14 protein-coding genes are annotated in these 15,411 nt (G+C 49.5%); 8 read left to right on the forward strand and 6 right to left on the reverse strand.

The window, feature by feature from the left end; translation table 11 throughout:
• Positions 1–129: 129 nt before the first annotated feature.
• A complete protein-coding gene (locus J4760_RS08595) occupies positions 130–3,432 on the forward strand; it encodes an efflux RND transporter permease subunit (RefSeq protein WP_237605448.1) in 3,303 nt (1,100 codons plus the stop codon).
• 69 nt (positions 3,433–3,501) lie between these two features.
• On the opposite strand, the gene J4760_RS08600 is transcribed toward J4760_RS08595, so the two are convergent.
• The 6 genes from J4760_RS08600 to J4760_RS08625 form a co-directional block, all read right to left on the reverse strand.
• The gene (locus J4760_RS08600) at positions 3,502–4,746 is read right to left on the reverse strand and encodes a Glu/Leu/Phe/Val family dehydrogenase (protein WP_145284134.1); all 1,245 of its coding nucleotides are present in this window, start codon (positions 4,744–4,746) and stop codon (positions 3,502–3,504) included.
• A gap of 70 nt (positions 4,747–4,816) precedes the next feature.
• Entirely contained in the window at positions 4,817–6,010 is a 1,194-nt protein-coding gene (locus tag J4760_RS08605; RefSeq protein ID WP_145284130.1) for an ornithine--oxo-acid transaminase, read from the reverse strand.
• A gap of 72 nt (positions 6,011–6,082) precedes the next feature.
• Positions 6,083–7,624: an L-glutamate gamma-semialdehyde dehydrogenase gene (pruA, locus tag J4760_RS08610; protein ID WP_145284126.1), complete on the reverse strand. Its 1,542-nt coding sequence runs from the start codon at positions 7,622–7,624 to the stop codon at positions 6,083–6,085.
• Between the two features lie 298 nt (positions 7,625–7,922).
• Complete coding sequence (gene ygs / locus J4760_RS08615) at positions 7,923–8,297, reverse strand: S1 domain-containing post-transcriptional regulator Ygs (RefSeq protein WP_145284122.1); 375 nt, start codon at positions 8,295–8,297, stop codon at positions 7,923–7,925.
• A 162-nt stretch (positions 8,298–8,459) separates the two neighbouring features.
• Positions 8,460–8,666 carry a hypothetical protein gene (locus tag J4760_RS08620; RefSeq protein WP_145284120.1) on the reverse strand — a complete coding sequence of 69 codons (207 nt, stop codon included), beginning with the start codon at positions 8,664–8,666 and terminating at the stop codon, positions 8,460–8,462.
• 127 nt (positions 8,667–8,793) lie between these two features.
• Complete coding sequence (locus tag J4760_RS08625; protein ID WP_145284116.1) at positions 8,794–9,384, reverse strand: peptidylprolyl isomerase; 591 nt, start codon at positions 9,382–9,384, stop codon at positions 8,794–8,796.
• A 188-nt stretch (positions 9,385–9,572) separates the two neighbouring features.
• On the opposite strand from J4760_RS08625, the gene J4760_RS08630 reads away from it, so the two are divergent.
• Genes J4760_RS08630 through mnhG form a run of 7 tightly spaced genes read left to right on the forward strand, consistent with a single transcriptional unit; the run spans position 9,573 to position 15,399 of the window.
• A complete protein-coding gene (locus J4760_RS08630) occupies positions 9,573–11,981 on the forward strand; it encodes a Na+/H+ antiporter subunit A (protein ID WP_237605449.1) in 2,409 nt (802 codons plus the stop codon).
• Positions 11,956–12,423, forward strand: a complete 468-nt coding sequence (locus J4760_RS08635) for a Na(+)/H(+) antiporter subunit B (protein ID WP_145284110.1) — start codon at positions 11,956–11,958, stop codon at positions 12,421–12,423. The genes J4760_RS08630 and J4760_RS08635 overlap by 26 nt, the downstream gene beginning before the upstream one ends.
• Entirely contained in the window at positions 12,423–12,764 is a 342-nt protein-coding gene (locus J4760_RS08640; RefSeq protein ID WP_145284107.1) for a Na(+)/H(+) antiporter subunit C, read from the forward strand. Before J4760_RS08635 ends, J4760_RS08640 begins: the two co-directional genes overlap by 1 nt.
• Positions 12,754–14,247: a Na+/H+ antiporter subunit D gene (locus tag J4760_RS08645; protein ID WP_237605450.1), complete on the forward strand. Its 1,494-nt coding sequence runs from the start codon at positions 12,754–12,756 to the stop codon at positions 14,245–14,247. The genes J4760_RS08640 and J4760_RS08645 overlap by 11 nt, the downstream gene beginning before the upstream one ends.
• Positions 14,248–14,727 (forward strand): Na+/H+ antiporter subunit E, encoded by a 480-nt coding sequence (locus J4760_RS08650; RefSeq protein ID WP_145284102.1) that lies wholly within the window; start codon positions 14,248–14,250, stop codon positions 14,725–14,727. It abuts the gene before it with no gap.
• Entirely contained in the window at positions 14,724–15,023 is a 300-nt protein-coding gene (locus J4760_RS08655) for a Na(+)/H(+) antiporter subunit F1 (RefSeq protein WP_145284099.1), read from the forward strand. Before J4760_RS08650 ends, J4760_RS08655 begins: the two co-directional genes overlap by 4 nt.
• Positions 15,001–15,399, forward strand: coding sequence for a monovalent cation/H(+) antiporter subunit G (gene mnhG / locus J4760_RS08660; RefSeq protein WP_237605451.1), 399 nt, complete (start codon positions 15,001–15,003; stop codon positions 15,397–15,399). Before J4760_RS08655 ends, mnhG begins: the two co-directional genes overlap by 23 nt.
• Positions 15,400–15,411 lie beyond the last annotated feature (12 nt).

Consider the following 15,411-nt stretch of genomic DNA (forward strand, 5'->3'; position numbering starts at 1 on the left):
TTCTCCTTTTCAACACTTGGCAATGGATTGTTTGTTGAAGCAAGCATATAATTTAATTATCATTGGACATTGTACAACATGTTGTTCAATTGAGATAGCCATTATAAATCCATTTAGGAGTGAAAGTTTTTGAAGCTAGCGGATTTTTCAATAAGAAGACCGAAATTCACCATCGTCGTCATGATCATTCTGATACTTCTCGGGGCTGTATCACTGACCAGACTGCCTCTCCAGCTTCTGCCGAATGTGCAGCCGCCGGTTGCTGCGGTGGCAACCACATACCAGGGCGCCGGACCTGAGGAAGTGATGCAGGATGTTACACGGCCACTGGAAGCCGAACTGTCGACCGTCAGCGGTCTGACGAACATCAGCTCGCAATCACAGGAGAGTTCATCCATCGTCATTCTTGAGTTCGGCTATGATATGACAATCGATGAAGTGGAAAATGAAATCACCCGCACCATCGGTGATGTCGATCTGCCTGAGCAGGCGGGTGAACCTTCCTTCCTTGAATTCGATATTACCATGTTCCCGAGCATGACCATGGCTGTTACATCCGAAAACGAAAGTGTCAGCGAATTCCAGGGTCAGGTGGACGACCTGATCAGTGAACTTGAAAATATCAACGGTGTCGCTTCAATCAGTGAAACCGGAAATATTACGGAAGAGATCAGTGTCACACTGGACACCGAAGCACTGGAGCAGTATCAGCTGAGCCAGAGTGATGTCGCAGGCATCATCGAAGCGAACAACATCTCCATTCCGAACGCCACCATCGTCGATGAAGAGGCGGGAGAGTCCATCACTACACGCACAGTCAGCAGCATCGACGGCGTGGAGTCCCTCCAGCAGCTGACTCTGCTCGATCTGCCTGAGAATGGCGGCACCGTGACACTGGATGATGTGGCGGACGTCGCCATCACCGAGGTGGAGAACGATGTCATTACACGCCTGAACCAGGAAGATGCCATGCAGATCGACATGAGCCTGTCTTCAGATGCCAATGCTTCGACTGTAAATGCCGAATTCCGCTCCGTACTGGAAGAGCAGCTCGCCATGGAGGAGTTCGAAAACCTGACGGTGGAGACGCTGTACGATGAAGGGGAATACATAGATGTTGCCATCAACAGCGTCTACCTTTCACTGATCAGTGGTGCGATTCTTGCGATGGTTGTCCTGTTCGCCTTCCTGCGCAACCTCAAATCACCGCTCATCATCGGTATCGCCATTCCATTTTCAGTCATCACGACATTTGCACTGCTGTTCTTCACCGACATCAGCATCAATATGATGACGCTCGGTGGACTTGCACTCGGAATCGGTATGCTTGTCGACAATGCCGTTGTCGTCATTGAAAACATATACAGGCACCTGTCCATGGGCAAATCACCAAAGCAGGCAGCAAGCGACGGCGCCAAGGAAGTTGCAGGTGCAATCACTGCATCGACCATGACGACTGCTGCCGTCTTCCTGCCGGTCATATTCGTCAGTGGACTGGTCGGCCAGCTGTTTACGCCATTTGCAATTACCGTCGTATTCAGTCTGCTGGCATCACTGTTTGTTGCACTGACTGTCGTACCCATGCTTTCAAGCCGCATCCTCAAGCCACTGCCGGAAAATGCAGAACACAGACGTCAGAACCGCTCCTACATGAAAGGCATCAGAAAACTGTCACGCTGGACACTTGCCCACCGCATGCTGGTGCTTTTCCTGACAGCAGTAATACTTGTCGCTGGTGCTGCCGGCATCTATCTGCAGGGCATCAACCTGCTGCCTGAGAGTGACGAAGGCGCACTGACTGTTGAAGTCACCATGCCGCAGGATGCCATCCTTTCCGATACAGAACAGACTGTGCAGCGTATAGAAGAAAAACTTGAAGAATATTCCGAAGTGGATTTCTATATGAGTACCATCGGCTCCGGTTCCACCATGAGCCCGGTCAATGAAAGCAACGTCGGCAGTGTCATGGTTACACTTGTCGATCCAGGTGAACGCAACGTGACAACCAATGAATTCATCAGTGAAATTGAAAATGAAATAGAGAATGTCAACACTGCAGCCGAAATCGGTGTCAATCCGGTATCGCAGACAGGCACCGGATCCGACCCGAATACGTTGACACTGAATGTTGCCGATGAAAATTCAGAGCGTCTTGTGGAGTCTGAACAGACCATCATCGAAGCTTTGGAAGAGGACAGCAGAATAGAGAGCGTTGCTTCAAGCCGTGAGGATTCAGTTCAGGAACTCCAGGTCAGAGTCGATCGTGCTGCTGCACGTGAAAATGGCCTCCAGCCTGCTGAAATCGGTACGTCCATCTACGAGGCGACAAATGGCATTTCTGCTTCGACTGTAGATGAGGGAAGCAACTTCCTGACAATCAACGTCAAGTATCCTGAAAGTGTTACATCCAGCCTGGATGCGTTTGAAAATATCCAGATTGCAAATGGTCAGGGAGAATATATCCCGATCGGTGATGTATCAGAATTCCAGGAGGCTGAAACACTGCCATTGATCAATCGGGATGACCAGAGAGAAACATCAGAACTTACAGTCAGCTATGACCCGCAGATGAGCCTGAATGAAGCCGGAAGCCATGTACAGTCGATTCTTGATGATACCGACTTCAGTGATGAAACCGAGACTTCCATCGGTGGCGATCTTGAGCTGCTGACTGATGCAATCCCTCAGCTGGCACTTGCCGTCGTACTCGGCATCGTTTTCATCTACCTTGTCATGGTTGCCCAGTTCGAGTCGTTCAAGCATCCATTTGTCGTACTGTTCTCCCTGCCACTCAGCATCATCGGCGTGATGTTCTCGCTGATCATCACAAACAATCCGCTCAGCGTCATTGCTGTAGTCGGCTTCATCCTCCTGCTTGGTATCGTCGTCAACAATGCAATACTTCTGATCGACTACATCAATCAGCAGAAGGAAAAAGGCATGCCGACGCTTGAAGCAATCGAAAAGAGCGTCCAGGACCGTTTCCGTCCGATCGTCATCACCGCACTGACCACTGCACTTGGTATGCTGCCGCTTGCCATCGGTATCGGTGAAGGTGCCGAACTTGTCGCACCGATGGGTATTGTTGTCATCGGCGGACTGGTCAGTAGTACATTCCTGACACTGTTCATCATTCCGATCATATACAGCTATTTTGACAGCGAAACAAGCAAGATGAACAAGAAGTATATGACGCCGGACGGTGACATCATTACACAGAAGGAAATTGATGCACAAAAACGCGAGGAAGAAAAGAACAGCCAGTCCGATGACTATGGCTACAGCTACAGCCCAGCCACGGACGACACAGATTATGATGCACCGAAAGTACAGGAGGAAGCACCATCACACGAAAAACGTGATGGCGATGCCGACTATATCGAAGAGCTCAAACAGCTGCTCGACAGAATGAAAGAAGACAGAAGAAAGTAATAGAGAATCACAAAAAAAACCGGCTATCCGATGGATAGCCGGTTTTACTATGCAATGTAATGGATGGCCCTATGCCCAGCCTCTGTAGCGTGCAGCTTCTGCAGTACGCTTGATGCCGATGATGTATGCTGCAAGTCTCATATCGATATGACGCTTCTCATGAAGATCGTAGATGTCATTGAACGCTTTCTTAAGCTTTATTTCAAGCTTCTCGTTCACTTCATTCTCATCCCAATAGTAGCCCTGGTTGTTCTGTACCCATTCAAAATAAGAAACGGTTACGCCACCGGCTGATGCAAGAACATCCGGTACGATGAGTTTCCCGTTGTCTGTAAGAATACGGGTCGCTTCCTTCGTTGTCGGGCCATTGGCCGCTTCACATATGATATCCGCCTTGACATCGTATGCATTATCTTCAGTGATCTGATTGGCGATTGCCGCCGGAATGAGTACATCACAGTCGATGCTGAAAAGCTCCTCATTCTTCAGTACTTCATCGAACAGGTTCGTCACCATGCCGAAGCTGTCACGACGATCGAGAAGATAGTCGATATCGAGACCATTCGGGTCATGAAGCGCACCGTTGGCATCCGAAATACCGACGATCTTGGCACCTTTGTCGGATAGGATCTTCGACAGGAAACTGCCGGCGTTGCCGAAGCCCTGGATGACGACCCGTATATCCTCCATTTTCATGCCGCGCTTCAGAAGTGCCTGTTCCAGGCAGATGATGACGCCCATCGCTGTGGCACGGTCCCGCCCCTGGGAGCCGCCGAGAACAAGCGGTTTTCCGGTGATGAATCCAGGAGAGTTGAATTCATCGATCATGCTGTACTCATCCATCATCCACGCCATGATCTGGGAGTTCGTGAAGACGTCCGGTGCCGGTATATCCTTTGTCGGTCCGACAATCTGGGAAATGGCACGTACGTAACCGCGGCTGAGCCTTTCCACTTCAGCAATGCTCATCTCACGCGGATCGCATACGATGCCCCCTTTGCCCCCACCATATGGCAGGTTCACTATGCCCGATTTCAAAGTCATCCACATCGATAGTGCGACAACCTCTTCCTCATTGACATCAGGATGGAATCGCACGCCCCCCTTGGTCGGTCCAACAGCATCATTGTGCTGTGCACGGTAGCCGGTGAAGACTTTCACGGAACCGTCGTCCATGCGTACTGGAATACGCACTTTCAGAAGACGCATCGGCTCTTTGATCAGTTCATACATTCCCTCATCAAAGCCCAGCTTGTCCAGAGCTTCATGGATGATGGCCTGTGTGGAAGTGATAAGATTAGATTTATCTGACATTTTATATCCGCCTCTTTTATGGAACTGTTTTCACTGTTATTGTAACATATTAACTGCTGTTTGAAAGGGTTTATTTGGAGAGGACCTGCTTCACTTTTTCAAGCGCCCAGTCCAGGTCTTCCTGCGAAATGATGAGGGGCGGCGCAAAGCGGATGACCGTATCATGCGTTTCTTTGCACAGGATGCCCAGGTTCTTCAGTTCCTCGCAATATGGACGTGCAGATTCTGTCAGATCAACCCCGATGAACAGACCGCGTCCTCTCACTTCCTTGATCAGCGGACTGTCGATCTTCTCAAGCTCACCTTTGAAATAGTCACCGAGTTCAAGTGAACGTTCCACTAGATTTTCGTCAATCAGTACGTCGAGTGCGGCTTCGGACACTGCACATGCGAGCGGGTTGCCACCAAATGTGGAGCCGTGGGATCCCGGATTGAACACTTCAAGCACTTCCTTGTCGGCCACGATGCACGAAATCGGGAAGACACCACCGCCAAGCGCTTTGCCGAGTATGTACATGTCCGGTTTGACATCATCCCAGTCTGTCGCAAACATCTTGCCGGAACGGCCGAGTCCTGCCTGGATTTCATCGGCGATGAATAGGATATTTTGTTCATCACACAATTCTCTGACGGCTTTCAGGAAGCCTTCCGGTGGAATGTTGATGCCGGCTTCACCCTGGATCGGTTCAAGCAGAATTGCTGCTGTATTTTCAGTCACTGCCTCCCTGATCTGTTCAATGTCACCAAAATCGACAAGCTTTATGCCGTCGAGCAGTGGACCATAGCCGCGGCGGTACTCCGCTTCTGAAGACAGGGATACGGCAGCGAGCGTACGGCCATGGAAGTTCTGGTTCATGGCGATGATCTCCGCCTTGTTGTCCGCCACACCTTTCACGTCGTAGGACCAGCGGCGCGCTGCTTTGATCGCTGTTTCGACCGCTTCGGCTCCCGTATTCATCGGCAGTACCATTTCCTTGCCTGCAAGTCTGCATACCTTTTCATACCATGGACCGAGCCTATCCGAGTGGAATGCCCTGGATGTCAGAGTCAGCTTATCCGCCTGATCTTTCAGCGCCTGGATGATTTTCGGGTGCCTGTGCCCCTGGTTGACTGCGGAATATGCACTGAGCATGTCCAGATACTTGTTGCCTTCCGGATCCTTCACCCATACGCCCTCTGCTTCCGAGATGACCACCGGCAGCGGCTTGTAGTTTGGTGCACCATACTGTTCTGTCTGATTGATGATTTCCTGTGATTTCGTCATTGTCTCATCCTTTCCAAAAAACAGCGGGTGTGTGCCCGCTGTTCTGATTGTGATTTTTGATTGAAGTGCGTTCTAGAACTGTTCTGAAGACGTCTTGCCCTGCATGTGAAGCGTCAGGTAGTCCGGACCGCCGGCTTTGGAATCCGTGCCGGACATCTTGAATCCGCCGAATGGCTGGTAGCCGACAATCGCAGCAGTACAGCCACGGTTGAAGTACAGGTTGCCGACATGGAAATCGCGGCGTGCCTGTTCGATGTGCTCGCGATTCTTTGTGATGACCGCGCCTGTCAGACCGTAGTCTGTTGCATTGGCATAGTCGATCGCCTGATCGAAGTCCTTCGCTTTGGCAAAGCCCACGACCGGCCCGAAAATCTCCTCCTGCATGATTCTATCGTCATGCTTGAGACCTGAGAATACTGTCGGGTGAACGAAGTGTCCTGTTTCATTTTCAGTTTCCCCGCCTACTTCAAGTTTACCTTCTTCCTTGCCGATTTCAATATACTTCTGAATTTTTTCCAGTGAAGCATCGTCGATGACCGGTCCGACATCGATATCCGATTCCGGATTGCCGACTTCGAGCTTCTTCGTCTTTTCAACGACCTTCTCGAGCAGTTCATCGTGGATATCATCGAGTGCAATGACACGGGAACAAGCTGAACATTTCTGCCCGCTGAAACCGAATGCCGAAGTGACGATGGCTTCTGCTGCAAGTTCGAGGTCGGCGTCGGAATCGACGACAATCGTATCCTTGCCGCCCATTTCAGCGATGACGCGCTTCAGGTGCGTCTGCCCTTCCTGGACGACAGCAGCCTTCTCGAAGATGCTTGTACCGACGTCACGGGAACCTGTGAATGAAACAAAGCGTGTATCCTTATGCTCGACCAGGTAGTCGCCGATATCTCTTGAAGAACCAGGGATGAAGTTTACAACACCTTTTGGCAGGCCTGCCTCTTCCAGTACTTCAACAAATTTATATGCGATGACCGATGTACGGGATGATGGCTTCAGCAGTACAGTGTTTCCTGTAACCGCAGCTGCCGCCGTCGTACCTGCCATGATGGCAAATGCGAAGTTCCATGGGGAGATGACAAGGCCGACCCCCAGTGGAATGTAGTGGAACTGGTTGTATTCGCCCGGGCGGGATTCCACATGATCGCCGTCTTTCAATTTAAGGTGATTGCGGCCATAGTATTCGAGGAAGTCGATCGCTTCCGCTGTATCTGCATCCGCCTCTTTCCATGGTTTGCCGCCTTCTTTTATAAGCAGTGCCGTAAATTCGAACTTCCGTTTGCGGATGATGGCTGCTGCTTTGAACAGTACATCGGAACGGAATTCGAATGAGGACTTTCTCCACGTCTCAAACGTTTCGAGTGCCACGTCCATTGCCTGCTGAGCATGTTCCTGGCTCGCCTGGGACAGCTGGCCGATCGTCTCCTCTTTATGTGCAGGGTTGTAGGATTCCTTCTTGTCATCTGTCATGACACGTTCTCCACCGATGATCAGTGGATAATCCTGACCGAGATACCCTTTTACTGTATTCAGACCTTCTTCAAGTTTTTTACGGTTTTCCTCTTTCGAAAAGTCCGTAAATGGCTCATGTTTATACGGTATCATTAAGATAACCTCCTTAAAATATTGAACTCTATAAACAATAATGAACGTTTTGTCAGACTTTTTCAAGCTTTTTGATAAAGGCGATGTGAGCGCTTCAGTACGCTCTGCAAAGGTATTCAGCACGATGGATATCTATGCTCGTACAGTCAACTGCATGCCTTCCGGATTAATGGTTGCGCTTTCATTAATGAAAAGGGTATACAATTTACAGAATAAATAGAAAGCCTGCAGATCAATAATCTGCAGGCTTTCCATTTCGTTAGCAATGCGCTTCTTTACATGTACTCGGCCAGACATTCTACTTAATACGTCGTTTCGCTGTTTCAATCCATTGCGGCATCTTTTGTCTAAGGGACTCGAAGCCATATTTTTCCGTATCCTTGATCTGATCCAGGACTGAACGCCTGTCCCGTTTTCTCTCCTCATTCCTGAAGTATTCATTATCTTTCAGGGTAAGGTTCAGTTTGCCGTTCTTGTCCACACTCAGCACTTTCGCCTTGACGATCTGGCCTTTGGATAAAAACTGATTGACATCGTGGACATAATCGTTCATCACTTCTGAAATATGAATGAGTCCTTCTTGATTATCAGGGGTTTTGACAAAAGCACCATACGGCTGGATACCAGTTACTTTGACCTTTACAAACTGGCCTTTCCGATATTTTTTTGTCACATGGATTACCCCACTAACTTTCAGTAGTTCATACGCATTCATTATTTTATCATAATAGGAAGTGATTATCTAATCATCGGCCGGATGAGATCAAAAAAACGCAAGGACCGCCTCCCCTGAGGCGCCTTGCGTTCCTGTAATGATCAAGACCCGCAGCATCCACTACGGCCTCCTTGATCCATCCCGGTCTTCCCGTTCAATTCTTTCCATCACCTGCTGTTCAAAATCCTTCATCTTCTCCTCCTGGCGCTCGGAGTGGCGCTTGAAGATGCGATAGACGACATAGGCGAGCAGAATTGTCAGCCCGAGGACAAGCAGAGCGGGTATATATTCGGTTTTATCTTCAGGAAAATATAAAAACTCCATCATAGTCGATCACTCACCTTTACTGCCTACAGTATATCAAAAACCTGTTCCGAGTAAATTGGCGATTAATGACCATTTTGTGATCATTTGATATGAAAAAGCGGGCTTCTGAACCCGCTTTTTCATATTTCTATCCAGTTACGCTGATTGTATTGATGACAACGTCCTGCATCGGGCGATCCTGTGGTCCTTTTTTGACATCTGCAATCTTCTCGACAACATCCATGCCTTCGATTACGTGGCCGAACACAGTGTGGCGCTGGTCGAGCCATGGTGTGCCACCCTGCTTCTCGTATGCTTCGATGATTTCAGCCGGATAGCCTGCGCCTTCCAGCTGGCTTAGCATCTGCGCCGGCACTGCTTTTGCCTGAACGATGAAGAACTGGCTGCCGTTGGTGCCAGGTCCTGCGTTCGCCATGGACAGTGCGCCGTAGAGGTTGAAAGCTTCTGTTGAGAACTCATCCTCGAAGCTGCCGCCGTATATGCTTTCTCCGCCCATGCCGGTACCAGTCGGATCACCGCCCTGAATCATGAAATCCTTGATGACACGGTGGAAGATCTGACCGTCATAATAGCCATTTTTGGCATGTGTTGTAAAATTCTCGACCGTCTTGGGTGCGATGTCCTTGAAAAGCTTTACTTTCACGTCACCGTGATTTGTCTCGATGACAGCCTGCACTTCATTGCTGCCAACTTCAGATGATAGCTGGGGATAACTCATATTAGTGCCTCCTAGTTTCATTTCTTGCAGATTCGGTAATTCAAATGTGAAAATTTTATGACAGAAGACTGCTTTTTTCCTAATTATACTATACAGCTATTTTCAATATTTTCAAACCCTATAGATTTATTTAACACTGCCAGTACTGTATAATCGTTCTATATAATGTTGAAAAAGGAGGATATATTTTGACGCTAATACATCTGGCGATCATACTGCCTGTACTCGCTGCCATAGTGGTACGCATCATCTACAGGTATTACAGGCGCCTGCACCTGGGCTGGTTCGTACTTCCGGTCCCACTGGCCATATTCATATATCTGCTGACGTTCATCCCACGGGTGGGCGATGGCCAGGTGGTATATGAAACCATGCATTTCATGCCGAGAATCGGCATGAATTTTGATGTCTACATAGACGGTCTTGGACTTTTGTTTGCCCTACTGATTTCCGGTATCGGCGCACTTGTCGTACTCTACTCGATCGGCTACCTGTCGAGAGAGGAACACCTTGGCAATTTCTATGTCTATCTCCTCATTTTCATGACCGCCATGCTTGGAGTCGTTCTCAATGATAACGTCATCATGCTCTATCTTTTCTGGGAGATGACTTCAATCTCGAGCTTCCTGCTCATCGCCTTCTGGCATACACGTGAGCCTTCGCTCTATGGTGCCCAGAAATCCATGCTCATCACCATGTTCGGTGGGTTCATGATGCTCGGTGGGTTCCTGCTGCTGCAGAACATCACCGGTACGGCAAGCATCAGAGGCATGCTGGAATCGGTTGCTCTCATCCAAGAGAGCCCGCTGACGCCGTTTGTAATCGTACTGGTGCTGCTTGGTGCATTTACAAAATCAGCACAGTTCCCGTTCTACATCTGGCTGCCGGACGCAATGGAAGCACCGACACCTGTCAGTGCGTACCTGCACTCGGCGACAATGGTCAAGGCGGGCATCTATCTTGTTGCAAGACTGACACCACTCTTCGCCTTTTCGGAGACGTGGGTCTGGATCATTCTGCTCGGCGGACTGATTACAATGACATGGGCTTCCTTCAATGCCATCAGCAAGGATGACTTGAAAGCAGTTCTTGCATTCTCCACCGTTTCCCAGCTCGGACTGATCATGTCCCTGCTCGGCCTCGGTGCACTCAGCGTCCTGACCGGAGCAAATGAAGCCCATTTCTCGGTCGCTGTCGTTGCCGCGGTGTTCCACCTGATCAACCATGCCACCTTCAAAGGGGCACTGTTCATGCTGACGGGCATTGTGGATCATGAAGCAGGAACGAGAAGCCTGAAGAAGCTCGGCGGACTGCTGACAGTCATGCCCATATCATTTACGCTGACAGTCATTACCGCACTGTCCATGGCAGGACTGCCGCCATTCAATGGGTTCCTGTCCAAGGAACTCTTCCTTGAAGCCATGATTGATATCAGGGAAGCGGATTTCGCTTCACTGGCGAGTGTCAGCTTCATCTTCCCGCTGCTCGCAATCGTCGGCAGCATCTTTACATTCGTATATTCGGTCCTTCTGATATATGGCGTATTCTTCGGGAAACGCACATACGATACACCGAAGGAGCCGCATGAAGCACCCGCGCTCATGCTGATTTCACCGATCATCCTGTCGGTTCTCGTCGTGCTGTTCGGCTTCTTCCCGAATATACTTTCAGGAACAATCATCGATCCGGCTGCAATGAGCATCATGGCGTCCGATACACCACTCGGCACCCATCTGTACATGTGGCATGGTTTCAATAACCCGGCACTGTGGGCGACCGTCGCCATCGTCATCATCGGTGCACTGCTCTTCTACTTCAAAGACAAGTGGATGTTCATCTACGACTACCATAAGGAACGTTTTACCCTGAACCACCTTTATGATCAGGGTCTCATATACAGCCGCCTCGGTTCACGCAAGCTGACGGATGGCTATATGACCGGTTTCCTGCGCTCCTACCTGGTATACATCTTCCTGTTTTTCGTCATCATGGGGGCAGTCACCTTCATGAATACAGGATTCAATATGGACTACGGCAGTCTCGCACCAGTCGGTATACAGGAGATCGCCATGGTTGTGATCATACTCGCATCGCTTGTCGTCATACTCGCAACGCGGTCCCGGCTCGTCTCCATCATCATGCTCGGGGCAATCGGGTTTGCCGTCTCGCTGTTCTTCGTCTTCTTCAGAGCAGCGGATTTGGCGCTGACACAGCTGGCCATCGAAACAGTGACGACCGCCCTGTTCCTGGTCTGCTTCTATCACCTGCCGAAAAGAAGCAAGCATCCCGAGCGGATGCGCTTCAAGACTACAAACTTCATTGTTGCAGCCGGTGTCGGCATCATGGCCATACTGATCGGACTCACAGCATATTCAAACCGCCTGTTCGACCCGATCAGCCAGTTCCATATTGATAATGTGTACGAACTCGCTGCCGGCGGCAACATGGTCAACGTCATACTCGTCGACTTCCGTGGTTTTGATACATTATTCGAAACACTGGTGTTCGGTATCGCCGGTGTGGGCATATACAGTCTGATGAGACTAAGATTGAACAGAAAGGGGAAACAGGATGAAACACACATTGAAGAAAACTGAAGCAGGCAAAGGGCAGAAACAGATGAATGATGTATTTCTGCAGTTTGTCTCGAAAGTCGTCTTCTTCATCGTCATCATGTTCTCATTCAACCTGTTCTTTGCAGGCCACTATACACCAGGTGGCGGATTTGTAGGCGGTCTGCTTGCTGCTTCCGCCCTCATCCTTCTGCTGATTGCATTTGATAAGAAGACGATGGAAAAAATGATACCGATCAATTTCAGGCTTGTGCTGACTGTAGGCCTGCTTTTCGCAGCAGGCATTCCTACGCTGTCATTCCTGTTCGGTACACCGTTCTTCACCCATCAGCACACGTACGTGGAAATTCCGATATTCGGCGAAGTGGCGCTGCACTCTGCAGTACTGTTCGATATCGGGGTATTCCTGACTGTCGCTGCGACTGCACTATTCATCATCTCACTTGTCGGGGAGGCTGAAGACTGATGGAAATTGTCATAATCATACTTGCCGGCATCCTCATCGGTGCCGCCGTCTATCTGATGCTGTCCAAAAGCCTCATCAGAATCATCATCGGTACTGCGATAATGAGCCACGGTGTCCACCTCATGCTTCTGACGATGGGACGACTCAAGCGCGGAAGCATACCGGTGCTCGATGAAGAAGTGTCGAACTACTCGGACCCGCTTCCCCAGGCGCTGATTCTGACCGCGATCGTCATCGCATTTGCTTTGACCGCCTATACGCTTGTACTGGCACTCAGAAGCTACCGGGAACTCGACACCGATAACGTCGAAGAAATGAAAGGAGTGCCACATGACGACTAATATTCTACCTCTATTGCCGATCATGATTCCTTTTTTCGCAGGCATCATCATGCTCTTTGTCGGAAAAAGGCCTATCGCCCATAGAGTCATCGCTGCAATCAGTGGATTGCTTCTCATACTGTCAGCGCTGTGGCTGGTCGTCCATGTCTATCAGAATGGCACAATTGTCACATTCCTGGGCAACTGGGCCGCACCTTTCGGTATCAGTGTGGTCATCGACATGGCAGCGGCCCTGCTGCTCACGACGACTGCAATCATCACTTTTCTAACTGTCGTATATTCCTATCAGTCCATTGGTATCGAACGGGAGACATTCTACTACTACGTGATGATCATGTTCATGATCACCGGCGTCAATGGCGCGTTCTCTACAGGGGACATATTCAATATGTTCGTCTTCTTTGAAGTCTTTCTGCTTGCTTCATATGTCCTGATCACACTGGGGGGGACAAAGATCCAGCTTCAGGAAGGATTCAAATATATTATTGTCAATATCATATCCTCCAACTTCTTCGTACTCGCTCTTGCCTACCTGTATTCGGTGACGGGTACGTTGAACATGGCGGATATCAATGTCAAACTTGAAGGATTCGACGGCAACTATAGCATCATGAGTCTGGTTGCAGTCGTCTTCCTGTTCGTTTTTGCCACAAAGGCAGGGGTTTTCCCTCTGTACTTCTGGCTTCCAGGCTCCTACTATGCGCCACCGATGCCTGTACTTGTGCTCTTCGGTGCCCTGCTTACAAAAGTCGGTGTCTATGCCATTGCGCGGACGTACAGCCTTTTCTTCATCGACAACACTGCTTTTACGCACCAGATGCTCCTGTTCCTGGCACTCCTCACCATCGTCATGGGCTGCATTGGTGCATTGAGCTATTCGGATATGAAAAAGACGATCATCTATAACATCATCATCGCGGTCGGCATCATTCTTGTCGGTGTTGCAATGATGGATGAGACAGGCATGCTCGGCGCCTTCTACTATCTGATTCACGACATGATCATAAAGGCGGCACTGTTCATGCTGGTCGGCTTCCTCATCTACCGGACAGGCGAGACGAATGCAGACCGCCTGGGTGGACTGATAAAGATCCACCCATTCACAGGATGGATGTTCTTCATCGCCGCACTGGCACTGGCAGGGGTCCCCCCGCTATCAGGCTTCTACGGCAAACTCTTCATCGTACAGTCCGCGTTCGAGAATGGCCAGCACATTGCGGCCATCATCGTCCTGGCTTCAAGTCTGGTCGTGCTGTACTCCATCGTCAGCCTGTTCATCAAAGCATTCTGGGGTGAGGAGATGGATTTCAATACACTCAAGCCCGTCAAGAGCGGTAAGATCCTGTTCGCATCGATCGCAATGGTGATCGTATCGATTGCTTTCGGTCTTGCGGCGGATGTGCTCTATCCGCTGTTTGAAATGGCTGCACAGTCCTTCTATGATCCATCCTCCTACTCCCAATATATAACGGAGGTGGAATAGATGGCTTTGCAAATACTGCTTAATCTGGCACTGGCCTTCCTATGGATGTTCCTGTCATCGAGCTTCTCGGTTGCTTCGTTCTTTGCAGGATATCTGCTTGGTTTTGCGGCAATCTACATGCTCAGAAACTTTCTTCCGGAAGCAATCTATACGAAGCGGCTGTATGCCATAATCCGCCTCTTCTTCCTATTCATCTGGGAAATGATCAAGGCGAATATCGACGTAATAAAAATCGTACTCAGTCCAAAGATGGATATACGTCCCGGATTCTTTGCCTATCCATGCGAGCTTGAAGATGAGTGGTCGGTCAGCCTGCTGTCCGCGCTCATCACACTTACACCAGGTACGGTCGTTGTGGCAATCTCGGATGACCGCTCCACCCTGTATGTCCACGCTCTCAACATGAGTGACAAGCAGGAAGAGATAGACGCCATCAAATCCGGTTTTGAAAATGCAATCAGCGAGGTGAAGCATTCATGAATACATTTCTTGATGTCATCATCATAGTAAGCATCATCATTCTGGCCCTCTCCATGATCGGCATGGTATATCGAATGGTCAAGGGGCCCACTCTGCACGATAAGGTAGTCGCGCTTGATGCTTTCGGTGTGCTCCTGATGGCCATGATTGCACTGATTGCAATGCGTCTCGATACGACCTATCTGCTCGTTGTCATACTGCTGATCGGCATACTGGCATTCATTTCAACCATTGCATTTGCGAAATTCCTGGAGAGAGGTGTGATCATCGATAATGATAGACATTATAATGACTAGCATCATCACCTTCTTCATACTCGCCGGGGCCTTCCTGGCAGCCGTCAGTGCAATCGGAGTCATCCGTCTGCCGGACGTCTACACCAGACTGCATGCATCTTCGAAAAGCTCCACACTTGGTGTCATGATGATGATGCTCGGCGCGTTCCTCTACTTCTGGTTCGTCGACGGGTATGTCGACAGCAAATTGTTCCTGGCCATACTCTTCATCTTCATTACAGCGCCTGTATCGGCGCACATGCTGTCACGCAGTGCATTCCATTCCAATATAAGCCCTTACAGGATGACGGTCATCAATGAACTTGCAAGAGACGAGGAAGGTGCAATCGAGCTTCCGAATGAACCTGAAGAACATGAACATAAGGAAGATGAATAAAAACATAAAAAA

It is taken from the genome of Salinicoccus sp. ID82-1 (genome assembly GCF_021991715.1).
Lineage (GTDB): Bacteria > Bacillota > Bacilli > Staphylococcales > Salinicoccaceae > Salinicoccus > Salinicoccus cyprini.

Bases quoted from the DNA above. Each gene is read 5' to 3' on its own strand.
- J4760_RS08640 (WP_145284107.1), top strand. From the start codon at position 12,423: ATGGAAATTGTCATAATCATACTTGCCGGCATCCTCATCGGTGCCGCC.
- J4760_RS08635 (WP_145284110.1), top strand. From the start codon at position 11,956: ATGAAACACACATTGAAGAAAACTGAAGCAGGCAAAGGGCAGAAACAG.
- mnhG (WP_237605451.1), top strand. From the start codon at position 15,001: ATGATAGACATTATAATGACTAGCATCATCACCTTCTTCATACTCGCC.
- J4760_RS08655 (WP_145284099.1), top strand. From the start codon at position 14,724: ATGAATACATTTCTTGATGTCATCATCATAGTAAGCATCATCATTCTG.
- J4760_RS08645 (WP_237605450.1), top strand. From the start codon at position 12,754: ATGACGACTAATATTCTACCTCTATTGCCGATCATGATTCCTTTTTTC.
- J4760_RS08625 (WP_145284116.1), bottom strand. From the start codon at position 9,384: ATGAGTTATCCCCAGCTATCATCTGAAGTTGGCAGCAATGAAGTGCAG.
- J4760_RS08620 (WP_145284120.1), bottom strand. From the start codon at position 8,666: ATGATGGAGTTTTTATATTTTCCTGAAGATAAAACCGAATATATACCC.
- J4760_RS08650 (WP_145284102.1), top strand. From the start codon at position 14,248: ATGGCTTTGCAAATACTGCTTAATCTGGCACTGGCCTTCCTATGGATG.
- J4760_RS08605 (WP_145284130.1), bottom strand. From the start codon at position 6,010: ATGACGAAATCACAGGAAATCATCAATCAGACAGAACAGTATGGTGCA.
- pruA (WP_145284126.1), bottom strand. From the start codon at position 7,624: ATGATACCGTATAAACATGAGCCATTTACGGACTTTTCGAAAGAGGAA.
- J4760_RS08600 (WP_145284134.1), bottom strand. From the start codon at position 4,746: ATGTCAGATAAATCTAATCTTATCACTTCCACACAGGCCATCATCCAT.